The following is a 24074-nucleotide window of genomic DNA, read 5'->3' as shown; positions in this document are numbered from 1 at the left end:
CAAAAATATATAGTCAAAAGTAATCAAATGTAGTTAAGGATACAAATTGTTGGTTCTTAGGAAGAAAAACAAGTGTTGAAGAAAGTTGTGATGATTGGGGCTATCAGCCTACTGTTTTTGGCAGGGCCGCTAATGGGTAATGCTTTTGCTCAAACAGCAGCTGCTGTACCAGCTGCTGATACTGGAGACACGGCATTTATGCTGATTTCAGCAGCATTGGTGCTGCTAATGACACCAGGATTGGCGTTTTTCTATGGTGGATTTGTGCGATCGCGCAATATCCTAAACACATTGATGATGAGCTTTGTGTTGATGGCGATCGTGGGAGTTACCTGGATTCTCTGGGGTTATAGTCTTTCTTTTGCACCAGGATTGCCATTCATCGGTGGATTGCAATGGTTTGGGTTGAACGGTGTCGGTTTAGAGACTCAAGGCTACTTGCCGCATCTGCCTTATGAAGATGCGCTCAAAGCAGCAGACCCCAAATATGCTGATGTAGTCTCTTATGCTGGAACAATTCCCCACCAGGCATTCATGATTTATCAAGCCATGTTTGCCATTATTACCCCAGCTTTAATTTCTGGGGCGCTCGTTGAGCGGATGAGTTTCCGCGCTTATTGTCTGTTTGTGCTGTTGTGGTCAACCTTTGTTTACGCCCCCCTGGATCACATGGTATGGGCGAAAGGTGGATTCTTGGGTTTATATGGTGGATTGGGTGCCCTCGACTTTGCAGGCGGCACAGTGGTTCATATTAGTTCTGGTATTTCTGCTCTGGTAGCTGCCATCGTCCTTGGCCCCCGTAGAACCCATCCCGATCGCCTTAGTCCGCCGCACAACGTTCCTTTCATCTTGCTGGGTGCTGGCTTGCTGTGGTTTGGTTGGTTCGGTTTCAACGCTGGGAGTGCCCTAACTGTTGCTAGTGGAACTTCTGGGGACTTAACAACAAATTTAGCAACAACAGCCTTTGTTGCCACCAATACGTCGGCGGCTGCCGGTGCATTAATGTGGCTAATTTTGGAAGCAGTTTTACGGGGTAAACCCACAGCCGTCGGAGCAGCTACAGGAGCCGTTGCTGGTTTAGTAGGTATCACTCCCGCCGCCGGATTTGTCACACCGCTATCAGCGATTTTAATTGGTTTCATTACTGCCTTTGTTTGCTTCTATGCTGTAAGTTTCAAACATAAGCTGCAAATTGACGATGCTTTAGATACGTATCCTGTGCATGGCGTTGGTGGTACAGTGGGGGCAATTTTAACAGCCATCTTTGCCACAACTCAAGTCAACGGCGCAGGTAAAGACGGAGTGCTGCGTGGTAATTTTGGTGAATTGGGAGTTGAACTAATAGCAATCGCCGTTGCTTACGCGATCGCAGGTGTTGGTACGTGGATTATTCTCAAGGTTATCGATGCTACAGTTGGACTGCGTGTTAAAGAAGAAGCAGAATTGCAAGGTTTGGATATCAACGAACACGGTGAAGAAGGTTACAATTCCGAGTTTGGTGATCGTCCGACTTAGTAAATAGTGCTGTTAGCGGTAGCGGGGCGTTTAGCCCGTGCTGAGTTAGGAGTTAGTTTGTTTACTTCCCCTTCTTTCCACTTGAAGATTGTGTAATTTGCGATCGCTAGCGTTAAAATTTGATTCAAATAATTGGTAAATTTCGCTAGTCGTGTCTACTTCTGCAAAAACCTTTCCTATCTGGGCATTTTTCTCGCTGTTAACCAACGGCATCCTAATGTTGGCGGTCTTCCTGCTAATTTGGCAACAGCAGAAATTGGCCGCTTTTTTTGGGATAGTAACATCCCCAGAACAAATTAACCTGAACAACTCAACCCAAATTGCTACACCTGATTTGGGTCGCCGTCATCAACTCACTTATCAGGAGTGGGTAGAAATTCTCAAGCAAGAAGCCAAGGTCGCTGCTGACCAACGTCCTCCGCATTTAACTATCCTGGCGGGTGATTCTCTGAGTTTATGGTTTCCCCCTGAGTTATTACCCGAAGGTAAAACTTGGCTCAATCAAGGGATTTCTGGCGAAACCAGTAATGGACTCTTAAACAGGTTGAAAATATTTGACCGCAGCAAACCAGAAGTCATTTTTGTGATGATTGGCATTAATGACCTAATTCGGGGGGTGAGCAACGAGGAAATTTTAGATAATCAGCGACAAATTATCAATTACCTCCGAAAGAGGCATCCCACCGCGCAAATTGTTGTGCAATCGATTTTGCCACATGGGGCAGAAGAAGCAACCTGGAAAGGACGAGATAAACTTCTAGCTATTGCCAACAGTCGCATTCAGGGGTTAAATCAGCAACTGCAAAGTATTTCTACCAAAAAAGGTATCAAATATCTTGATTTATATCCCCTGTTTACTAACAAGCAAGGAAATCTCCGCCGCGAATTTACTACTGATGGCTTACATTTAAGTCCCGAAGGGTATATAGTTTGGCGTTCTGCATTGCAGATTTATAGCGAAATCGAATTAAAATCCCAGCGTTAACGTCTTTCACGGGAAAAAGGGTAAAGGACAAAAAGAAGTAATATCTTTGAATACAATCCTGTATAAATCGCGGCTTGGCGCGAGAAAATAAAAAATAGTGGTTGAAGTAAACAAATCTAATGGATACAAAAGCTTTTAAGCGCAGCCTGCAACATTCCGAAAATTACAATCGCAAGGGCTTTGGTCATCAAGCAGAAGTTGCTACCCAGTTGCAATCTGAATATCAGAGTAACTTGATTCAAGAAATTCGCGATCGCAATTACATTCTGCAACGGGGTGATGTGACAATCCGACTAGCACAAGCCTTTGGTTTTTGCTGGGGTGTAGAACGCGCTGTGGCCATGGCCTACGAAACTCGTCAGCACTTCCCCACAGAACACATCTGGATTACTAACGAGATTATCCACAACCCTTCTGTAAATCAGCGAATGCAGGAGATGGAAGTCGAATTTATTCCCATTGAAGGAAAGAATAAAGACTTTTCTGTTGTTGGCACTGGTGATGTAGTGATATTACCCGCTTTTGGGGCTAGCGTTCAAGAAATGCAGATCCTTCACGATAAAGGCTGCAAAATTGTTGATACAACTTGTCCTTGGGTATCTAAAGTTTGGAATACAGTAGAAAAGCACAAAAAAATCGATTATACATCAATAATTCACGGTAAATATAAGCACGAAGAAACAGTTGCAACTAGTTCCTTTGCTGGCAAATATTTGATTGTGTTGAATTTGCAAGAAGCGCAATATGTTGCTGACTATATTATCAATGGTGGGAATCGTGAAGAATTTCTGACAAAATTTGCTAAAGCTTGTTCAGCAGGATTTGACCCAGATCGTGATTTAGAAAGAGTTGGCATTGCTAACCAAACTACGATGCTGAAAGACGAAACTGAGCAACTCGGGAAGCTCTTTGAGCGGACTATGTTGCAGAAGTATGGCCCCATAGAGTTAAATCAGCATTTTCAAAGCTTCAATACTATCTGTGATGCCACTCAAGAACGGCAAGATGCCATGTTGGAATTAGTGGAGCATAATTTAGATTTGATGATAGTAATTGGTGGCTTTAATTCATCGAATACTACGCAATTGCAACAAATTGCTTTTGAGCGGGGAATTCCTTCTTTTCATATTGATACTGTTGAACGGATTAAATCAGGAGATTCTATAGAACATCGGCAATTAAATGGGCAGTTAATAACTACAGAAAACTGGTTGCCAGATGGTGAAATTATTGTGGGAATTACTTCTGGTGCTTCCACGCCAGATAAGGTTGTAGAAGATGTGATTGAGAAGATTTTTGCATTGAAAGCAACAGCAGCGTTGGTATAAAAGGGACTGGGGATTGGGGAGTTATTATTTTCCCTATCTCCTCATCTCCCCATATCCATTTATAATTGTCGAGAAAGTTACAAAATAAGTTAAAGAATGAAGCAGCAATATTCTTATTCAATCAGCGCCTCATACTCATCATGTGAACCAATCCAGATCCAGTAATAATCCTCGCTGTTCTTAATTGCTAGTGCGCGATATCCACCACTAATCCTGACTGACCACAAATAAATCATTTCCAACTTTTTTGAAATGCAAAAACGGATAAAATTGATTATAAATCCAAAGACGATAAGCCTTTCTAGCTTGCTCTTTAGCTTCAGGTGAAAGTACAGCATAAGAGCGCCAAAAATCAGAGGTTGTTAAGGATTTTATCTAACGGTTTTACCTGATTAGCTTCAATATCTGTCTTTGCACGCTGGATTAACTGATCCAATTTACCAGATTTTGCATCTGTTTCAATTTGCTTGTCCCAGGCATCATTGAGATATTCTTGAAGCCAGTTTGATAAATCCCGCATTTCATCTTCAGACAATTGGATAATAGCAGCTTATTTTTCTGGGAGTGAGTTCATCCTGCTATCCTCAATCCAGCACTATGAGCTATATCCTACCAAAATTGACGAAAAAATTCCGAATTAGAATTAGCGTCAAATCTTAGTTATTAATTATGAATTAGCATGACAGAGAAATGGCTTTCTATCGTCGGGATTGGGGAAGATGGATTACAGGGGTTAAGCGCGATCGCTCGTTCTCTAGTCGATCAAGCTAAAGTAATCGTCGGAGGCGATCGCCATTTGGCAATGCTCCCTACAGACGATCAACGTGAGAAACTAGTCTGGACATCTCCCATTAGCACTTCTGTAGAAGAAATCATCCAGCGTCGGGGTCAGTCAATCTGCGTACTCGCAAGCGGCGATCCAATGTGTTACGGCATTGGTGTCACCTTGATGCGGCGAATTCCCGTCTCTGAAATGACGATTATCCCCGCACCTTCAGCCTTCAGCCTCGCCTGTGCCAGGATGGGATGGTCTTTAACTGAGGTAGAAACCTTGAGTTTAAATGGTCGTCCATCCTCCCTACTCCAGTCTTATATTTACCCAAAAGCGCGACTGTTGATTTTGAGCGAAGGGAAGGACACACCCGGCATTGTTGCGAAAATTTTGACAAATCGCGGCTATGGTGGTAGCAAAATTACCGTCTTGGAGCGTATGGGCGGTACTTATGAAAGAATTATAGAAGGTACAGCTGTATCTTGGAGTGAGACTGAAATTGCGCCTTTGAATGCGATCGCAGTTTATTGTATTGCTAATACAGGGGTTATCCCTTTACCAAGATTACCAGGATTACCAGATAACGCCTACCACCACGATGGACAGTTAACAAAGCGTGAAGTTAGGGCAATTACCCTAGCAGCTTTAGCACCCACACCAGGCGCGTTGTTGTGGGATGTTGGCGCGGGTTGTGGCTCAATTTCTATCGAATGGATGCGGAGTAATGCTCGATGTCGAGCGATCGCGATCGAGCAAAATTCATCTAGACTACTCTATATTGCCGATAATGCCGCCACTCTTGGTACTCCAAATCTGCAAATCATTGAAGGGAAAGCGCCCCATGCCCTGAAAGACTTGCCAGCACCAGATGCAATTTTTATTGGTGGTGGAGTGACAGCAACGGGACTTTTTGATGTTTGTTGGGAAGCACTGCGACCCGGTGGGCGTTTGGTGGCAAATGTGGTGACGGTAGAGGGTGAGCAAACTTTATTTCAATGGCATAAACAAGTCGGTGGCGATTTGACTCGTGTTGCTATTCAACGGGCGGAACCTATTGGGAAATTTTTGGGCTGGCGGGCAATGGCACCTGTCACGCAATGGGTAGTTGTAAAATAATATGATTTGTGGGGCATCTGAAAATGTGCCAGCTAAATCTTTAACTGCTTACTTCGTTTTGTACCCTTCTTATTGCGGAGAAGATACGCCAAGGGCAAAAGCAATAACATCTCAAAAGTAATTAACCGGACATCATATTAAACGATAAATCTGATTATTGTTTTCAGACATAAGCCAATGCTTTTGTCAAGATTATTTTAGATGTGCTTAACCTACTTTATCTTTGATTTATAAATATTCCATTATCTTAAAGTTTTGAAAAGTAGATGGAGATTCTAAGTTTTTTAGGGAACTATTAGATACGCAGAACAAATAATATATTCGTTTATGAACTTAAATTTACAGGCATCAAGCAAAACAAATCAGTCAAACAATAACTGGCATGATTTTGATAATTCATCGATGAATTTCAGCTATCAATCCGCAGTGAATGCACTTGGACAAAAAGCACTGTCAGGACTGGAATTGTCGTATTTGTTTCAAGATACAGTTAGTTTAGTAGCTCAAATACTCAATGTAAAATACAGTAGAATCTGGCAAGTACTTTCAGATAGTAATGCTTTGCGTCAAGTAGCTAGCGTTGGGGAGAAACCTTTAGAAACAGACTCTGCTGATGTTAATGTCACAACTAATCAGCAAGTACAAAAATTCTTGGATAATACTCAGTTAGTTGTTAATTGTAACACACCCAATTGTCAGATCGATGATTTAACTATTCCTTCTCCGCCAGATAGCGTTACTGGTTTGAGTGTGCTAATTCCAGGTGAGAGTAAGCCTTTAGGTTTGCTAGAAGTCTATGCTACTGAGGCCAGAACTTTTTCTTCAGATGATGTTCATTTTTTACAATCTATAACCCATATTTTAGCAACAGCGATTGAACGCAAGCGTTCAGAAGCGTTAGTTTACACCCAAAGCCAAGTTTTAGAACAAGTTGCATTTGGAGTTAACCTATATGAAATTTTTAACAACCTTTGTATCCTGCTAGAGCAACAATTACCTGGGGCATATTGCTCCATTTTAGTTGTAGATGAAGACAAGCGGCAGTTACGGGGAGGAGCAGCACCGACTCTCCCAGAAGAATTTGCAAAGGGTGTTGATGGTTTGATGATTGGTGAATGTTGTGGTTCTTGTGGTACTGCTGCTTATAGAGGAGATTCAGTATTTGCTACTGATATTGCTAATGATCCTTTATGGGCTGATTTCCGAGATTTCGCTTTGAGTTATAACATCAGAGCTTGTTGGTCGTCACCTTTTACTTCGCAAACTGGTGAAGTTTTAGGGACATTTGCTATATCTCATAAATTTCCTTGTCATCCGACTCAGCATCATCTAGAAATTCTGAAAACTGCCACTCATATTGCCAGTATTGCTACAGAAACCTACAGAGCCGCAGCAGCGTTACAAAAGGCTAACAATGAGTTAGAACGAAAGGTTTTAGAACGAACATCGGAATTAAGAAAGGCTTTGCTGGACTTACAAAAAACACAAGCTCAACTGGTTCATAGTGAAAAAATGTCAAGTCTAGGACAAATGGTAGCAGGCATTGCCCATGAGATTAACAATCCAGTGAGTTTTATTGCTGGTAATCTCAGATATGCAAATCAGTATATCAATGATTTACTAGATTTAATTGCAGTTTTTCAAGAGCAGTATCCCCAAATAAATCCCACCATAGAAGCCAAAATAAAATCTATCGAACTAGAGTACTTGTGTGACGATTTGCCTAAGTTAATGGCATCTATGAGTACAGGTAGTGAGCGAATTACAGATATTGTTTTGGGCTTACGCAACTTCTCACGACTAGATGAAGCAAAAATTAAATCTGTAGATATTCATGAAGGCATAGATAATACATTGATGATTTTAAATCATCAGTTGGCACTACCAAATAAATTACCTGATATTCAGATAGTTAAAGAATATGGTCAACTTCCTAAGATTAGTTGTTATGCCAACCAGTTGAATCAGGTTTTTATGAATATTATCAATAATGCAATTTATGCTTTAAAGGATAATATGCAATATTGGCAGTCTGCAAATAAGATACCAACTATTCAAATAAAAACTTTAGTTATAGATAACGAGAGGCTTTTAATTAGTATCAAAGATAATGGACTTGGTATGAAGTTAGAGATTAAAGAACAGATTTTTAATCCCTTTTTCACTACTAAACCTGTTGGTCAAGGAACTGGTTTAGGGCTATCAATCAGTCATCAGATTATTGTCGAAAAGCATCAAGGAAAACTACATTGTATCTCTGCATTAGGTAAGGGAACTGAATTTCAAATTGAAATTCCTATTCAGACTTTTCAACATTCAGGAATAACATCAACTGACTCTCTACTTTAAAGTTGGGCTTATCTCTTGTATCACTACCGATGTTTTTTCGGTGTGCTAGAGTTATTGCAGCGGTGATTGGGTAAATAGAGGGTAGGAGATGGACATCGCCCTAACAGAATTCCCCTGCTTAACACTGGGGAATTTAGTTTACGCCTATATATTTCGTGAGCAACTTCAACCCTAGCAGCGGCTTGCTGTAGGCTAATCCAGAGGACATAGAAAGCTTAGAGCCACTCAATCTTGCAACATTATTACCAGAAACTGGTATAGTCTATGCTTAATGTGCATGATTCAAAAGTCTTACTATCATCACAGCTAATAAATAGCTAGTTGCTGTATAATTTATTTTGTGTTCCCTTTTAGACTCACTCATCGTTCACAATAATTGCGGCAATTTCTTCATTGAAGCGATCTTTGTTGTGATTATCGTTGCTAAAAGTCACTTATTGGGGGTGAAGTAATGGACGAGTCTAATATTAACGACAAAAACAAATTTCTTTACCTTCGTAGTCGCTATTATGGTCAAGTTAAGCCAGAGAATTTAGTATTTAATGCCAACCTTCAAGAATTTGCTCAAAAAGTTAGCTATATTACCAGTCTAGAAACATCTGGAAAGCTTGAACCAGAAGATGCTTACAAACAAATTAAAGCACTTTGGAAACAGTTGAAGCGCAGTAAAAAAGCATTGTTCATTGGTGAAGAACCACCAGATAAATCCTGAAATTACTCATAAAGGTAATACCAGATGCTGCTTGTTATCTGGTGAACTTTTAATCATTCCAGCAGCGCAGCATCTGCTGTGTAACAGGTTGCCAATATACACCTGGTTTTAAGTGGTTGGGTGTAGGCGCTCATGGCATCGCTCCTTTCAAATTTTCATGCTTCAATTACAATGTGATGACTAAAAATCATTAAAAATAGAAAAGTAAGTTCATTGCGAAGTTATGAAACTGAAAGTTGTATTAGAACCCAGTAACGAAGGCGGATACACTATCCATGTTCCCTCACTTCCTGGCTGTATAAGCGAAGGAGAAACATTAGAAGAAGCATTAGAGAATATCCAAGAAGCAATAGAACTTTACCTAGAGCCATTGGAAGATGAATAATTACTTTCCATCCTCCAATATCAATGTAGACTCAGCAGTACGCCCAAATTCTTCTGGTGCATATTGCAGGTGAACTTCTGCACCAGGCCAGGAAAATGTACCAGGGGTGACAGAACGGACTAAGTAATGCAGGCTATAAACTCCTGGTTCCAGGTGGTCGGCGTATGCGATAATGCGATCGCGGTAAATATTCTTAAACCCAAGTTCCCAGCTATCAGCTTTTGCTTGTAATGCAGCCGTGGTAGTTTGAAAACTTGCATCCACCGCCTCAAAACCTGCTGGTAAAGGATCTTTAATTACTATATGATCCACGCTGCGATCGGCGATGATTTCTAAACCAATATCAAACACCTGTCCAGAAGCTAAAGTCAAGGGTTTATCGAAAGCGTAAATCCCCGTTTTTTGCAAAACTTTCTCTTCATTTACTTGACTAATTTCTCGCGTTATGCGTAAACCGTTAAATCTGCCTGGTTGATTTCCTTGCAAGCGATAATTATAAGCAACCAGATAATGTAAAGTGCCATTACCTGCTTTTTGCAGCGTTAAATCATTACGCCCACGAGGTAATAGGTTCATCGGCACAATTAGTTGTAAGCTAGGATTTTTGTAACCTTCAAACCGATTTTCTCCTAACTTATTACTAGCTAATTGCACTGTGGCAACAAAATTAGGTGGTGTAGGTTGCAGTTGGCTATATTCTACCAAAGCTGTTAGTGCTTGGGCATTATTATAGTTAGTTTGCCATGTACCATCCCGGCGCAGTGCGAGAAGGCTTTGGAATAACTTATCTATAACTTCGGGTTTGCTTTTCTTGGCAATAAATAAGCGTAAAGCTTGCGCTTGCGTCGTCGTAGATGAACTCATCCATCCCCAACTGCTGGGTAAACTCACAACTGCTGTGCGGCCAGTTTCATAGATATTCTGTTGCAGTTTGTTTACTAATTGTTGAGATTCATCTTGCCATTCTGGGAATTGAGATAAGTATCGCGCTAATTTAATTTGAGTTACTAAATCAAAATTATTGCGCTGTTCATAAATATCTGCGAGAAAAGTATTGCGTTTGTCTCCTAAATCTCCTAGTGCGATTAAAGCATTAATTTGCAGTTGCCTTTTACAGAGTAGTTGTTTGCAAAAATCGTATTCTCCAGGATTCGCTAGAACTTTTTGTAAATAAGCTTTCAGGCTAAACAGCATTCCAGAATCGACTAAATTAGAGAATACCTGACTAGCTTTAGCCAAAGATTCACCTGCATAAGCAGAAACCCAAGGGTCGGATTTTTCTTGTCCGGGGAAAGCAGCAAAACCACCATCGGCTATTTGGAGTTTTTGTAATTGTTCAATTGCTAAATTAGCTTGTTGGCTAGGATTAAATTCTGCAAAAGTTTGGCCATATTTTTGGGCAATACTTTGCAAATTAGTCGCAATCATTAATTGACTTGCAGCAGGTTCTGTAAACGGCAAATCATTATCTTTTAAAACCTGCTTCGCTGGTGCTTGAATCTCCGGTATTAAAGTACTCGCCAACTGAATATCTAAACCTCCCGCATCAGGGAAGGTATTTTTATCAATATTCAGAGGAATTTTCACCTGTTTTTCAGTGACACCAGTTTCAACGACTTGTTCTGTAATTTCAACTGGCTTAATTTCTAAAGGTACTTCAAAAGCATCTGCGGCTGTACCATTTAGCTGAGTGGTAAAGCGAACCTTACCAACTCCAACGCTATCCGCCACCATTGGAAAGCGATAAGCATGAGTTGCAGATTCAGCTTTGGTTTGCAATGCAGTAGTTGTGGGGTTTTTGTCAGCAAACTTCACAGTACCGCTAAGTTCGCCATTAATTGAGATATTTCCTGTATTCCCGGTGTTATTGGTGACGGATAAACCAGCGAGAATGCGATCGCCTGGACGGGCAAACTGTGGCAAGATGGCATTAGTTAGCAGTGGCTTGGTGGTGATAAACGTCGCATCCCCATTCCCGAAACGCAGATTTCCATCAGTGGCTACAGCCATCACCCGCCATGTAGTTAAGTCATCCGGGAGTTTAAAAGTTATCTGTGCATTACCATTTGCATCAGTAAGGACAGAAGCGTTGTAGTAAGCTAAGGCTTTAAAATCGGTGCGAGTGCGAGTATTAGCTGCACCAGTTGAGAAACCACCGCCATAACCCCAACCTTTTGGTTTAGCTACATCTTGTGGTTGTAATATGACATCCGCGCGATTATCGTTAAAGCGGGTAGATATCGTCTGTTCTGCATAAACTGTATCCACCAAATCTGGCGGACGATAACCAGAGAGTTGTAACACCGCTTCATTTACCACCATGACTGTAAACTGTCCTTTGGTGGGATTTCCTTGATTATCCTTCAGTTCCAGTTGTACTGTTTCTTCTGCACCAGGTTCTAATGATGCTTGCACTGGCTTAACTTGTAGTTTTAAATACTTATCTTCTAAGTTAACTTTAAAAGGTGCAAAACCAATCTTCACCAAGTTATCTAAAGTTCCTAATTCCACTTGGCTGATTGGTTTACCTTGCCTTACTAATACAGCTTCAATGGCTGCATTTGGCAGCATTTCTGGTGTAACTTGGAACTGAATTTGTGGTGCGCTTCCCTGAACCTTGGTAATTTGTTGATAAAGGGGTTTGTCTTTAATCACCGCAAAATACAATTCTGCATCTGAATAAGGAGATTGAATTAGTACAGTAGCAGTTTCACCAGGCTTAAACTCTTGTTTATCTAATTTAAGTTCTAAGACATCTTTCTCTTTCGAACCCCAAAATACAGGATTTTCTCCAGTTGCCCAAATTTGTAAATCTGTGGCACTTAATTCGGATTTGGCATCGCTAAAATTAACTCTAATCCGGTATGAACCAGATTCCGGTGCTGTCAAACTTACCGATTGGGGATTGCTAGCAGATGTAATTTCTGCTTGTCCGACTGTTTTATATTCAACTTGATTTTTTGCCGTTCGGCTACCTTCAACTAATTGAGTGACACTGCTGTATTTAATTTCTTGTAATTCCAGGCGCACGCGTTGACCTGTTATCGGTTTTCCTGTAGGGTCGGTAACAATCACATCAATAGGAAAAGCCTTACCAGCATCAGTAATGAAATTACTTTTTAACCCAATGAGACGATTACTTGGTAAGGCTGTAAAAGTTTTGGAATTCGCTACAGACAGATTAGAAACATCTGCAACTTGCACATCCACTTGGTAAGTCATAGGATATGGCAAATCTTTAGCCACACTCACCGTTTGACTACTTTTACCATTAGCATCTAGTTGGGTATTATTTTGCAACACATCACTAGAGACGCTAGGAGATTCTTCTGGCCATAACCACTGCCGACCAAAAGTAAATTCGTCCCAACCTTTGGGAATAAAATTAGCATGTTGACGAGTAATAAAGTATTTTGCTTCTCCACCTTCTACAGGCGCACCAAACAAATAATTACTGGTAGCATTAATATCAACTTTATCGTCAATGTAAGCAAATTCTTTATCTAAGTTCAGTTCGACTTTAAAGTTGGGTGGCTTAAACTCAGCCACCCGAAATTCACCAGAAAGTTCTTGTCCATTTTTACCCTTAGCTTGGATTGTATGGTAGCCTAAGCGCTGAGTAGTTTTGATTGGCAATTCCAGAGAAAATGTACCAAATTCATTTGTAGTTTGTGTACCTAGGCTGGTCTTTTGTCCATCAGGATTTACCAAGGTTAGTTGGTAAACGGCATTTTTATCTTGTTGGATTGTGCCATTTTGTAAGAAGCCAGCAAAACCAGTAAACCAAGCTTTTTCACCTGGTTGATATAACTGCCTATCTGAGAAGATTACCCCGCGTGATTCTGGCTTACTATCTTGCCAACCTGCATCAATACCGTAGCCATAAACGCCGCTATATTCTTCAGTTCTAGCGAATGCCCAATCTTGGTTTTCACGGGCAATTACTAATAATTGTGGTGATTTACTAGAACTTTCATTGCCAGAATAACATTGCTGTAATCCATCACGAATAATTCTAAAAATTCCATTTTCATCAGTTTTACCAGTTGCACAAGGTACTGGTTCGGGGCGAGATTTTGCTTGTAATTTTGATTGATAAATTTCCACAGCCGCCGCTTGAACTGGCGAACCATCTGTTAGATGATTGACGCGAATTAAGCCTGACTCAGGAAACCACTGAGTAAATACGCCCAAATTCGTCAATTCAACTAAGCCATAAGTGGTAGGTTCTCGCCACAATTCCTTACCATTTTCCTGATATTTATTAGTACGGGCTTGCACTCCATAAGCTAACATTCCTGTGGCTGCACTTATTTTTTCCCGCAGAGGAACAGCAATATCAACTGATTGATTTTTCTTACCCGATACCTTAAAGCTTTGCCAATCAGATGGTTGTGTTAATAAATCACTACTATTATTAAAATAAACTAAGTCTGTCGGTTTAACTGCTCGATAAGCTGCTTTATATTCAGATTCTGGTAGATTTCCGGTAGTAATATTTAGCTGTAAATTTTTATCTGTGGGGAAAATATTCAAATCTGATGGTACCCAGATATCCCCGGCTAAATCTCCAGTATCATATTTAAGTGTTACAGGTTTACCCAAAGTCTGCCCAAACTTATCTTTGAGATTTCCGTCGATAGTAATTGTATAAGTTTGAGCAGGTTCTAGCGCATAAGGATTGATGCCAACAATTTTATCTTCATCATTTATTTGGATGATTCTCGAAATGTCTTTTGGTGCTGGATTAATGGTAATATTTTCTTTAGCTGAATCTGCCAGTAAGACGTTATTAAATTCTAGCTGGGGACTGCCTTTAATAAATCTTCCAAAAGTTCCACCTGAATCTGGCTGTCCGTAAAAGTTAATTTTTTGGAATGCTAAAGGTGAATAAGTTACTAACTTACTAGCAAATTCTTTTTCTGTAGAGAGATTGCCATAAGCAGGACGTATTCCGGGAGAAAAGGCTAAACGATAAGGAGTTGCCTTTTCGAGGTTTTGTTGTGGGACGAGATTATAAATCCAATTGCGGGCTGAAGGGTCAAATTTCTCTAAAGGGTCTTCTTCATTTTTTACTGGTTTTTCTTCTTTATTTAATTCGACTTTGAAGCCGACACCCTTGTTTTGCCCTTGAGGAATTAACTGTAAATGTTCTTGTACAGAAGCTAGATTTAATTCTACGTTGGAAGTAAACTGTAGCTTTGGTTGTAAATCAATGGGTTCAATATCAGCCTTTTCAATGGGATTGACACCGGGTAAATTAGTCAGGTTGATAGATTCGGTATTGAAAGTCCAAGGTAAATCTTTATCTAATCGATGATTTTTTAAATCAGCTAAACCTGCTTTGAGAGTGACTTGAAATCTTGTTGCTATTGGCAATGCTTTCTCAGCTTGAAAACCTACCATGCGCGGTGTTAAAAAGCGAAATTGACCGGGTAAAGGCGGCCAAAGGGCAAATTTTTCTAATATTTTCTGTTGTTCTGGACTATCAAGACTTTCAACTGGGATTAAAGCTTCTTTAAAACGGATGCGGATTTGGTTGAGAGGTTTTGCATCGCCAATGGGACTTATTTGTTCAATCCAGTCTGGTAATTTTGGTGGTGTGAGGGGAGATACTTCTGGGAGTTGTTCTTTATTTGAGTTGATACCAAAAAAATTACACCCTGTCATGGCTAGCATGAATGTAAAGAGAAGAAGAAACTGTATCCTTCTCTTCTGGCGTGAGGAATGGCTAATTTTTTTTAACGAACCGCCAAGAACGCCAAGGACGCTAAGGAAGAAATAGACAATTTTATAGTGCAAACGGAGTAAAAATCTGATAATCATATTTTTAGTAATTCAAAATAAAAAAATCACAAGTTATGGCGAACAAAATTTTACACACCCTATTGAGTTGGCAATGCCAAGACAAATAAAGGATGCTATATGACTATTTTTTACCTAGAGTTTGGATTTAACTATGTTTATTTACATAGATAACTAATCAGATGTGATTGTTCCTAAAAATCACTACAATTCTTAACTATGAACAAGTGTTTAACTTCTGCAAATATTAATTTACATCTGCTAAATGATTTCAAATAAATTATTAAGGATTTGACATATTTACTGATATCGATGTAATTGCTGCGTCAAAATTAAGGTAGGTTTTCTTGACAGGGATTCCCTGATGAAACTAATTTTACGATCGCTACTCCAAATTAAGCACAGTAGCAAATTTATCCTAGCTGTGCTGGTAATCTGCCTGATTATACGCTTATTACCCTATTTTGCGCCCGTTCGAGCCGCAGATATTGCCCAAAATCAGTTGGCAATGCAATTTAGCGATCGCAATGGTTTACCATTAGGAACATTACTCACCCGTGACCAAGAACACACTTCAGTAGTCACACTAAGTCAGGTTTCGCCCCAGTTTATCCATGCTATTTTAGCCGCCGAGGATGGCAGCTTTTACCATCACGGCGCGTTGGATATGAAAGCTATTATCCGCGCCAGCAAAGAAGCCATCCACGCGAAACGAATTGTTTCCGGCGCTTCCACTATTACTATGCAACTGTCGCGGATGTTAGATCCCGTCCCCCGCAGCTTTTCTGGTAAACTGCAAGAAATTTGGCTATCTTGGCGGTTAACAGCAGGGATGAATAAAGATGAAATTCTCTCTGCATATATTAATCGGCTACCAATGGGCGGGAATATATATGGTGTAGAAGCAGCCGCACAGACTTATTTTTCCATCCCAGCGAATGAGTTAAATCTTGCTCAAGCCAGTTTGTTGGCCGCTATCCCCAATAATCCCACATACTTTAACCCTTATAAACATTGGGAACGGTTAAAGCAGCGACAAAAATACGTTCTTAATCGGATGGTACAAGAAAAGTATATCAGTGGTGCGATCGCAGCCCGAACACACACCGAAAAAGTTGTATTTCAATCTCGCCCACGGGGAATTATCGCCGCACCACACTTTTTATTTTGGTTAGCCAATCAAATCCCCCCAACTCCCCTTGAAAAAAGGGGCTTAATCCCCCCCTTAAAAAGGGGGGTTAGGGGGGATCAATCCGTTATTCGCACAACTATAAATCGACCTTTACAGCAGTTTGTGGAAGCACAGGTACAGCAGGTAATTTCTTCCCTAGCCGCTAATAATGTCCATGATGCAGCTGCGTTGGTGATTGACAACCACACTGGTGAAGTATTGGCTTATGTCGGTTCACCTGATTACTTTAATCAAGCAAAACTAGGACGCAATGATGGAGTGCAAGCGCTACGTCAACCAGGTTCTACCCTCAAGCCTTTTGTCTATGAATTAGCTTTAGAAAAAGGTTTAATTCGCCCAAATACCATTTTGGCAGATGTCCCCGCCCGTTATGCAATTCCTGGTGCGAGACTTTATAGCCCAACAGATTACACCGAGAGATTTCTTGGCCCTGTACGGGTGCGAATTGCTTTAGCAAATTCGTTGAATGTACCCGCAGTGAGGGTTTTAGAAAAAGTAGGTGTGCAGACTTTCTTAGAACGACTGCATCAACTTGGGTTTGAAAACCTCAATCAAACCCCAGAACATTACGGTTTAGGGTTAACTCTCGGTAGTGGCGAAGTCAGTTTATGGGAATTAGCTAGAGCTTACGTTACTATGGCACGACTTGGAGATGCTACGCCTTTAGTAAGCACATTTTCCGATTCTTCAATCCAAAATCCAAGTTGCGCTGAAAGCACATCAAATATGCGATGTAACATCCAAAATTCAACGACGATATGGCAATTAATTACTAATATCCTCAGTGATAATCATGCTCGTGCCACAGCATTTGGTGTAAACTCTGTGTTAAATTTACCCTTTCCTGTTGCTGTTAAAACTGGTACTTCTTCCAATTTTCGTGATACTTGGACAGTTGGCTTCACTACTGATTACACCGTCGCTACTTGGGTAGGCAATTTCAATGGTGAACCGATGCGACAAGTTTCAGGTGTGACAGGCGCTGCACCCTTGTGGAATCGGATTATGCTACACCTGCACGAACATCAAGAACCAGCAGCTTTTACGCCTCCAGAAGGTTTAGTGCAATTACCTATTTGTGCAATTTCAGGATTACGACCAACACCAGATTGTACTTCAGTGGTGCAAGAATATTTCTATCCAGAAGATAAAATTGCCTACGAAGGTAACAATCAATTTAACTTACCACCAGAGTATAACGAGTGGTTGGCAAAACAACAACAATCGAGTCTTGTTTCTACCAATTTGAGAATTTTATCTCCTCATCATGGCGATTTATTTTTACTGTATCCAGGTGAAGAAGCAAAGCAAAAACTCGAATTTAAGCTAGCAGGAAATAAATCTGCGTATGTTGAATGGTGGCTAAATGGGGAAAAATTAGATACAAATTCAGCTAATTCTTTGTTTTGGAATTTACGCCCTGGGAAGTGGGATTTGGAAGCAAGAAGTGGTGAAATGACTGACAAGGTAAGTTTTAAGGTGGAATTAGCTAATATTAAACCTACTCGTCGAGGATTTTCTATCAGTAATTCTCAGGTAAAGGGAAATAGCCCATAATTGAAGAGTAAGCTAACGCGCATACATATTGCAATATTTTCCGTGTAGACCGTCATTAGTCATTAGTAATTTGTTATTTGTGTTTACCAAGGACAAAGGACAACTTCACCAATTGATGTGCAATCTTATTTGCGTACCAGCTTAATGCCTTACCTTGCTAGAAGGCATTGATTAAAAAAGGCAGGAATTACCTGCCTACTTCCGTTAAACGGTTTAATGAGTGAATTATTGCAGAGCGTATTGACAAAACCATTGCAAGATTATGTCAAAGATATGACTATAAAAATAATACGCTTGGGTTAGCCCGAAAAACCTAGAAAATCCCAAATTAATTTATATTTACTTACTGCATCTGCTTGATGGGAATCTCAATTACAAATTCTGTACCCTTCCCAGGTGCAGAAATGCAGCTGATTTTTCCCTTATGCTTCTCTACTATAATTTGGTAACTGATAGATAACCCTAAGCCAGTACCTTTACCTACAGGCTTAGTAGTAAAAAAAGGGTCAAACAATCTAGTCTTAACTTTCTCTGATATTCCTATGCCATTGTCTTTAATACTAATAATTACAAAATCTTCATTTTTAACTTTAGTATGGATAATAATAGAATTCAGATGTTTTTTTACATCTTTTTTTAAATACTCCTCTTGCTGTTCATATAAAGCGTCAATAGCATTACTTAAGATATTCATAAATACCTGATTAAGTCCTCCTGCATAACATTCAATAAGAGGCAAATTACCATAATTTCTAATTATTGTAATTTCTTGCTGTTTATGATTTTCTTTAAGGCGATGCTCTAAAATTACTAGCGTGCTATTAATTCCTTCATGAATATCAACAGGTTTCATTTCTGCTTCATCAAGACGCGAGAAGTTCCGCAAAGTTAGCACGATCTCACGAATGCGCTCAGTACCAACTTCCATTGAGGATAATATTTTTGGCAGATCATCAATAATAAACTCTAAATCTATCTTATCAATCAAACTAGTTATTTCTGCGTTGTAATTACAATTTTCTTGCTGATACAGGTTAATTAAAGTTAGTAATTGCTGACTGTATTTTCTAATATGTATTAGATTTCCATAAATGAAATTAACTGGATTATTGATTTCATGAGCAACACCAGCAACTAACTGACCTAATGAGGACATTTTTTCGGTTTGAACAAGTTGTACTTGAGTATATTGTAATTCTTGTAGTGTCTGTTCTAGTTGAAGATTTTTGTGTTCTAACTTTGACGTTCTCTCCGTCACTTGCATTTCTAATTTACAATTTGTTTCTTCTAAGGCGACTTGAGCAATTTTTTTATCTTTTAAGTATTGCTGCAATAAATTCAATACTAAAAGCCATGCTGGAATCAGCAGTGCTAAACTTATAACAGATTCTAAAACTGCCCAAAATATTCTTTTATAATATTCATCAACCTTTTGCTGTAACTGAAGTAAAATATTACGATTTCTTTTGGCAACACCATCAGCATAAATGTGTTTCTGAGTTTCATATTCTCGGCTAGAAAGTAGTAGTTGTGCTATCTCTTTTTGATTTTTGTTAACTAACTCAAAAGATTTATATTCCATTGCTACCAAAAGCTGATTAGCAACATCAATTTTTTGGGCATCCTCATTTTGATATGCTTTAGGAGCCAGTTTAATAGATTCTTTAATAGCAATATCGAGTTTAGGCTCAAATTGGCGATATCGTTTTTCCCAGATAGAGTTTCCTGTAGCAGCATTCATCCGGGCTGACATCGTTAATACTTCATCAAGATAAGTAATTTCATCACTTAGCGTTTGTAGTTTAAATTCATGTTTAATAATACTATTGAAGTTATAATATACTTGCCAGTTGAGCCAAATTTGAGGAATAAACAAGAATAATGTCAGCAGTACTGTTACAGTTACTAGTTGAGAAGAAATAAATCTCAGTTTGTAAGGCAGGTGCATTTTTTTATATTGTTTTTTTAGATAGATTATAATTGTGTATTAACTAAAGTTAACACTTCCTGTAAGCCTTTTTTTTCAGTATTAATACTGAATAAATAGTTGGAAAAGCTTTTCCAGGCAACATTAATACACTATTAAAATGATGTATTAACCAAACGTCAAAATCATTTTTTGGCTAGTTAGGTAAACTAAATCCTAATAAATTTGCTTTTAAAAAATGTTTGATTATTAGAATTACTATTTGATTTTTGGACAGAATTAGGTATTGTAGAGTGTGTTTTAACGGAGTTTGTAACGCATCATTATCGAGGCTTGGGCGTGCTACGCTATCCTTAATACACCCTAAGTATCTTTTGAGAAATCAAACCGAATTCCTATATATCTATTTAAAAATATTCATCTAAATTAATAGCCAAATGAAGAATCATCGGCTGATATAGATTGCTGGAATAGCTTTATCATGCTTTAGTTGATGGGTTTTTTATCACAGTCCTGAATTCGATGAATATGTTACTTGGTATGGGCAACTAGCTAGATGCCAAAAAGTGGCAAACTAAATATAAAGTTTATAGAAAAACCGCAAACTCAAACTATGACTCAGCAACCAAGCGATTTAGACAATAAGGCTGTATTTGAAAAGTTGTGGGGAATTACAAAAGAACTCCACCAAAAACTGGAGGCTAGTTTCCAGTTACATCCAGACCCTTCTGTAGAAGATTTACAGCAATACAGCAGTCTCGATGGCAATATGAAGGGTTCACTGACTGCTTTTTCTGGGGAAGAAATTGACTGGCTAGTGCATTCGTGGTTGGGAAACCCGGAAAAATCAAACTTTACTACTATGCGTCTCACCACTTGGTTGAAGTCGCATATCCAGGTTCCCCATTTAGCTTTTGAGTTTGGCACACTTCCAAATGGAAATATTTTATTTTATATAGATTACATTGCCCGAACTGAGCTTTTAACCGATTTGGCATATCTCGATCGCTACTATGAGCCAGTTAATCAAACATTCTTAAAGTTGCAAGACGATTGGCGCTTAAAGGCATTTACTAGCAAAAGCGCCTATATTCGCTTATTTCAATCGCCTGCTAGCTTGTGCTACACCAGCGCACCCACCTTGGAAACTCTCGAACTGATTCGCACACTTGCACACGAAACCCTCGAACGCTGGCTAACTTGGGTAAATATAGCTGAACCCTTACCAGAAGATGCACGCATCGCTTTGGCAGCCCGTGATTTGTTGGTAAGGCGTACCAGTGCTGAACGCGATCCAGGTAATAAATTTGTCGCACAGATGTTTGGTTCTGAGTTGGCAGATAAACTTGTGCGATCGCTCTGGGGAGGTTTAGGCAGTAGGCATTGTTAAGATTAATCAGTTGCTCTGAGCAACTGGTTAAAGGTAAGCAAACTTTTGCCACAGTGTACTAATGCGATCGCAGACTCTCATAGGTAAGTTCCGCATTTGACCAGTGAGTTTCTGCCAAAAATTCACTAAATGTGGCCAGAAGTCCAGGAAATTCTTCTTCTCGTAAACGCTGGACATCGGCTTGATAACCTTTTTTGCGATACCACTGGATCAAATCGAACAGTTCTTTTTGCAGCAGGAGCAAGAAAATCCAAGCAGGTGTCTCTTTATGGACAACTTTTATCCCCTGCGCTTGGGAGAATGCCTCTGCCATTTGCTTTGGAGTCAACACATCGCCAGCTAGCTCAATTTCTTGACCAATATACTTGGTGGGATGTTTAATTACATAGGCAGCAACGCGGCCCATATCCTTAGTTGTAATTAGATGAAGGGGTTTATCTGGCTGAATTGAAAACGGAAAACTACCTTTGAGAATAGAAGGTCGCGTGTACTTCTTCCAAAACTCCTCCATAAACAAGCAGGCTCGCAACATAGTAGTCGGTAAGCCCGCTTCTTTGAGAATTTTCTCTACTTGGTACTTTTGCTCAATGCGGGGGATTCCGGAATTCCTATCCGCTCCACCTGCCGAATTGTAGACAAAGTGCTTAATGTCAGCTTGTTTGGCAGCTTGTGCAACTCGCCTGGCTCTCTCCACCTCTAGCGGGTCAATTTTAGCGGAATCCGCAGAAGTGGCGTGGCAGTAAATAGCCGAAATTCCTGCAAAGGCTGCTATGAGAGAAGTTTCATCGTCGAGGTTGGCTTTTACCAGTTCAACTCCGGCATTGTTGAGCTTTGCAAGAGTTGGACGATTAAGATCAATTTCTCTAGTGATGACTCGCAGGTTGGTAACTCCCTGTTCGAGAAATCCCTTAACGACATTTCCACCCGTGCCGCCAGTAACTCCGATGAGTAAAACTTTATCGGTGCTTGACTCTGTGCGATCGCGGAAATTTGACATTCTCTCTTCTACCCGAAGTTCTTGATTTAAGTTTATCCAAAGACAGGAGAAGCAAACAATAATTCCACGCCATTTACAGTTGTTTTAGCTCAGTGAAAGAATTCTGGCAGAAGCTAGATGCTGGCTTTTTGCTTTTATATTATGTTTGTTTGCATTCTTATCTAAAAAGGTACAAACAGTGCTTGAGCAGCAAATTAATGTAGACAATACAGTCTTATTTGAGCAATTGTGGGGTTGGACAAATGAACTCTGTGAGAAAATAGACGCTCGTTTTGAATTATATTCAGATCCGTCTACCGAGAACTTTCAAAAGTACTCTGCCTTGATTGGAGAAGCGCACGGCTCGGTCAATACCTTCTCTGGCCCAGAAATTGATTGGCTGGTGCATTCATGGTTGCGCGAACCTAAATCTGGCTTTTGCAATATGCACCTAACTGTTTGGCTCAAGTCCCAGATTCGTGTTCCTCATTTGGCTATTGTCTTTGCCACAGTTCCAGAACTGTTCTTTTTTATAGATTACGTCCCTCGCACCGATCTATTCACTGACCTCGACTATTTGGATCGTTACTACGAACCTGTGAACCAGACATATTTGGCGTTCCTGAAAGATTCACGTTTTCAGCAGTATATTAGCAAAACGCTGTATATCCGTCAGGTACAATCTCATACTAGTTTGTGTTACACCAGTCCAGTTACAGAAGAGACACTTGCTCGCGTCCACACGGTAGCGCATGAGATGATAGATCGTTGGCTAGGTTGGGTAGATGAAGCTGAACCAGTAGCAGAATCAGAACGGACTGCTTTATCTGAGCGTGACTTATTTGTGCGCCGTACTGTTGCAGAACGCGACCCAGACAACCAAATTGCTGTGCAGCTATTTGGGGCAGAAATGACGGATAAATTAGTGCGATCGCTCTGGGGTGGCGAGCGTATTCTATAAGGTAGTAAAAAAATTTGGATGCAGCATGGCAGATAATACTGATAATCTCAACTCATTCCGGGCTTTGGCGCTGCAAGTTACCTGTCATGCAGTCAATCAAACAAGCGATCGCCACGAAGCGCGATCGCTCATGCTAAATTCCATCAACCGCCTAGCTCAACAAATTGCTGCCAGTATCGCTTTCATTGGCTTTGATTGTCGTTTAATTGTACTGCCAGAATATTTCCTCACTGGTTTTCCGATGGGAGATTCTCTTGGAGGATGGGCAGAAAAAGCCTGTATAGAAATGGCTGGTGCAGAGTATGAGGCGCTGGGTAAAATTGCCCAAAAGCATAAAATATTTTTAGCTGGTAACGCCTACGAAGTTGATCCCAACTTTCCTGGATTGTACTTTCAAACCTGCTTTATTCTTGACCCCTCTGGCTCAATCGTCTTGCGGTATCGGCGGCTGAATTCCTTATTTGCTCCCACTCCCCATGATGTTTGGGATAAATATCTTGACTGTTATGGTTTAGAGGGAGTTTTCCCCGTAGCCAAAACTGCGATCGGTAATTTAGCAGCTTTAGCATCAGAAGAAATTTTATATCCAGAAGTTGCGCGGTGTCTGGCGATGCGAGGAGCAGAGATTTTTGTCCATTCCACCTCGGAAGTATACAACAAAAATCTCACTCCCAAAGACGCAGCAAAAATCACTCGCGCCGTCGAAAATATGGCTTACGTGGTTTCAGCTAATACCGCAGGCATAGCTAATATTGCCATCCCCATAGCTTCGGCTGATGGTGGCTCTAAAATCATCGACCATCGCGGAATTGTTTTAGCTGAAACAGGTGCAGGCGAGAGCATGGCAGCATTTGCCGAGATTGATTTAGGAGCATTACGCCGCGATCGCCGCCGACCAGGGTTACATAATTTACTTGCCCGCCAACGCTTTGAACTATACGCCAAAAGTTATCACCAATCACACTTCTACCCAGCTAATACTATGCTGGAGGGAGAAATAGACCGCAAACATTTTTTGCAAACCCAGCAAACCACAATTGATCGGTTAGCCCAACTGGGGATAATTTGAATTGGGGAATGGGGAATGGGGAAGAGGCAGAGGGG

At 40.3% G+C, this 24074-nt stretch carries 17 protein-coding genes; 11 read left to right on the top strand and 6 right to left on the bottom strand.

Features of this window, described 5'->3' with window-relative positions; all coding sequences use genetic code 11:
- The first annotated feature begins 72 nt into the window (after positions 1–72).
- On the top strand, positions 73–1515 hold the full coding sequence (locus tag GNF10_RS02680) for an ammonium transporter (RefSeq protein WP_185580831.1): 1443 nt from the start codon (positions 73–75) through the stop codon (positions 1513–1515).
- Here the strand turns inward: GNF10_RS02680 and GNF10_RS38310 are convergent.
- The gene (locus GNF10_RS38310; protein WP_260445932.1) at positions 1512–1643 is read right to left on the bottom strand and encodes a hypothetical protein; all 132 of its coding nucleotides are present in this window, start codon (positions 1641–1643) and stop codon (positions 1512–1514) included. The two genes, GNF10_RS02680 and GNF10_RS38310, sit on opposite strands and share 4 nt — an antisense overlap.
- Before the next feature lie 23 nt (positions 1644–1666).
- On the opposite strand from GNF10_RS38310, the gene GNF10_RS02675 reads away from it, so the two are divergent.
- On the top strand, positions 1667–2500 hold the full coding sequence (locus tag GNF10_RS02675; RefSeq protein ID WP_185580830.1) for an SGNH/GDSL hydrolase family protein: 834 nt from the start codon (positions 1667–1669) through the stop codon (positions 2498–2500).
- A 119-nt stretch (positions 2501–2619) separates the two neighbouring features.
- Positions 2620–3828, top strand: a complete 1209-nt coding sequence (locus tag GNF10_RS02670; RefSeq protein WP_185580829.1) for a 4-hydroxy-3-methylbut-2-enyl diphosphate reductase — start codon at positions 2620–2622, stop codon at positions 3826–3828.
- A gap of 113 nt (positions 3829–3941) precedes the next feature.
- Here the strand turns inward: GNF10_RS02670 and GNF10_RS38305 are convergent, their stop codons facing one another.
- Both GNF10_RS38305 and GNF10_RS02660 read right to left on the bottom strand, forming a co-directional pair.
- On the bottom strand, positions 3942–4064 hold the full coding sequence (locus GNF10_RS38305; RefSeq protein ID WP_260445931.1) for a hypothetical protein: 123 nt from the start codon (positions 4062–4064) through the stop codon (positions 3942–3944).
- 116 nt (positions 4065–4180) lie between these two features.
- The gene (locus tag GNF10_RS02660) at positions 4181–4363 is read right to left on the bottom strand and encodes a hypothetical protein (RefSeq protein WP_185580832.1); all 183 of its coding nucleotides are present in this window, start codon (positions 4361–4363) and stop codon (positions 4181–4183) included.
- Positions 4364–4507: 144 nt separating this feature from the next.
- Between GNF10_RS02660 and cbiE the strand changes: the two genes are divergently transcribed.
- From cbiE to GNF10_RS02640, 4 genes are all read left to right on the top strand, one after another.
- Positions 4508–5716 carry a precorrin-6y C5,15-methyltransferase (decarboxylating) subunit CbiE gene (cbiE, locus tag GNF10_RS02655; protein ID WP_185580828.1) on the top strand — a complete coding sequence of 403 codons (1209 nt, stop codon included), beginning with the start codon at positions 4508–4510 and terminating at the stop codon, positions 5714–5716.
- A gap of 327 nt (positions 5717–6043) precedes the next feature.
- The gene (locus GNF10_RS02650; protein WP_185581493.1) at positions 6044–8065 is read left to right on the top strand and encodes an ATP-binding protein; all 2022 of its coding nucleotides are present in this window, start codon (positions 6044–6046) and stop codon (positions 8063–8065) included.
- Between the two features lie 451 nt (positions 8066–8516).
- The gene (locus tag GNF10_RS02645) at positions 8517–8777 is read left to right on the top strand and encodes a hypothetical protein (RefSeq protein ID WP_185581494.1); all 261 of its coding nucleotides are present in this window, start codon (positions 8517–8519) and stop codon (positions 8775–8777) included.
- A gap of 223 nt (positions 8778–9000) precedes the next feature.
- The gene (locus GNF10_RS02640; RefSeq protein WP_185581495.1) at positions 9001–9162 is read left to right on the top strand and encodes a type II toxin-antitoxin system HicB family antitoxin; all 162 of its coding nucleotides are present in this window, start codon (positions 9001–9003) and stop codon (positions 9160–9162) included.
- Here the strand turns inward: GNF10_RS02640 and GNF10_RS02635 are convergent, their stop codons facing one another.
- A complete protein-coding gene (locus GNF10_RS02635; RefSeq protein ID WP_185581496.1) occupies positions 9163–14841 on the bottom strand; it encodes an alpha-2-macroglobulin in 5679 nt (1892 codons plus the stop codon). It abuts the gene before it with no gap.
- 490 nt (positions 14842–15331) lie between these two features.
- On the opposite strand from GNF10_RS02635, the gene pbpC reads away from it, so the two are divergent.
- Positions 15332–17716: a penicillin-binding protein 1C gene (pbpC, locus tag GNF10_RS02630; RefSeq protein ID WP_185581497.1), complete on the top strand. Its 2385-nt coding sequence runs from the start codon at positions 15332–15334 to the stop codon at positions 17714–17716.
- Between the two features lie 343 nt (positions 17717–18059).
- Here pbpC and GNF10_RS02625 read toward each other — a convergent pair whose 3' ends face one another.
- Positions 18060–19664, bottom strand: a complete 1605-nt coding sequence (locus tag GNF10_RS02625) for a sensor histidine kinase (protein ID WP_185607110.1) — start codon at positions 19662–19664, stop codon at positions 18060–18062.
- Between the two features lie 592 nt (positions 19665–20256).
- Here GNF10_RS02625 and GNF10_RS02620 point away from each other — a divergent pair.
- The gene (locus GNF10_RS02620) at positions 20257–21033 is read left to right on the top strand and encodes a red chlorophyll catabolite reductase (protein ID WP_185581853.1); all 777 of its coding nucleotides are present in this window, start codon (positions 20257–20259) and stop codon (positions 21031–21033) included.
- A gap of 58 nt (positions 21034–21091) precedes the next feature.
- On the opposite strand, the gene GNF10_RS02615 is transcribed toward GNF10_RS02620, so the two are convergent.
- On the bottom strand, positions 21092–22030 hold the full coding sequence (locus GNF10_RS02615; protein WP_185581852.1) for an NmrA family NAD(P)-binding protein: 939 nt from the start codon (positions 22028–22030) through the stop codon (positions 21092–21094).
- Positions 22031–22208: 178 nt separating this feature from the next.
- Between GNF10_RS02615 and GNF10_RS02610 the strand changes: the two genes are divergently transcribed.
- Both GNF10_RS02610 and GNF10_RS02605 read left to right on the top strand, forming a co-directional pair.
- On the top strand, positions 22209–22970 hold the full coding sequence (locus GNF10_RS02610) for a red chlorophyll catabolite reductase (protein ID WP_185581851.1): 762 nt from the start codon (positions 22209–22211) through the stop codon (positions 22968–22970).
- A gap of 25 nt (positions 22971–22995) precedes the next feature.
- Positions 22996–24039 carry a nitrilase-related carbon-nitrogen hydrolase gene (locus GNF10_RS02605; RefSeq protein ID WP_185581850.1) on the top strand — a complete coding sequence of 348 codons (1044 nt, stop codon included), beginning with the start codon at positions 22996–22998 and terminating at the stop codon, positions 24037–24039.
- Positions 24040–24074: the final 35 nt, after the last annotated feature.

Source organism: Nostoc sp. UCD121 (assembly GCF_014222285.1).
GTDB lineage: Bacteria > Cyanobacteriota > Cyanobacteriia > Cyanobacteriales > Nostocaceae > Nostoc.
The sequence above is the reverse complement of the archived record's forward strand: the minus strand, read 5'-3'. Positions and strand labels throughout refer to the sequence as shown.

What these genes read in the sequence shown, in the direction of transcription:
- GNF10_RS02615 (WP_185581852.1), bottom strand. Translation starts at nt 22,030, where the DNA reads ATGTCAAATTTCCGCGATCGCACAGAGTCAAGCACCGATAAAGTTTTA.
- pbpC (WP_185581497.1), top strand. Translation starts at nt 15,332, where the DNA reads ATGAAACTAATTTTACGATCGCTACTCCAAATTAAGCACAGTAGCAAA.
- GNF10_RS38305 (WP_260445931.1), bottom strand. Translation starts at nt 4,064, where the DNA reads ATGATTTATTTGTGGTCAGTCAGGATTAGTGGTGGATATCGCGCACTA.
- GNF10_RS02605 (WP_185581850.1), top strand. Translation starts at nt 22,996, where the DNA reads ATGGCAGATAATACTGATAATCTCAACTCATTCCGGGCTTTGGCGCTG.
- GNF10_RS02635 (WP_185581496.1), bottom strand. Translation starts at nt 14,841, where the DNA reads ATGCTAGCCATGACAGGGTGTAATTTTTTTGGTATCAACTCAAATAAA.
- GNF10_RS02620 (WP_185581853.1), top strand. Translation starts at nt 20,257, where the DNA reads ATGACTCAGCAACCAAGCGATTTAGACAATAAGGCTGTATTTGAAAAG.
- GNF10_RS02640 (WP_185581495.1), top strand. Translation starts at nt 9,001, where the DNA reads ATGAAACTGAAAGTTGTATTAGAACCCAGTAACGAAGGCGGATACACT.
- GNF10_RS02645 (WP_185581494.1), top strand. Translation starts at nt 8,517, where the DNA reads ATGGACGAGTCTAATATTAACGACAAAAACAAATTTCTTTACCTTCGT.
- GNF10_RS02670 (WP_185580829.1), top strand. Translation starts at nt 2,620, where the DNA reads ATGGATACAAAAGCTTTTAAGCGCAGCCTGCAACATTCCGAAAATTAC.
- cbiE (WP_185580828.1), top strand. Translation starts at nt 4,508, where the DNA reads ATGACAGAGAAATGGCTTTCTATCGTCGGGATTGGGGAAGATGGATTA.
- GNF10_RS02625 (WP_185607110.1), bottom strand. Translation starts at nt 19,664, where the DNA reads ATGCACCTGCCTTACAAACTGAGATTTATTTCTTCTCAACTAGTAACT.
- GNF10_RS02650 (WP_185581493.1), top strand. Translation starts at nt 6,044, where the DNA reads ATGAACTTAAATTTACAGGCATCAAGCAAAACAAATCAGTCAAACAAT.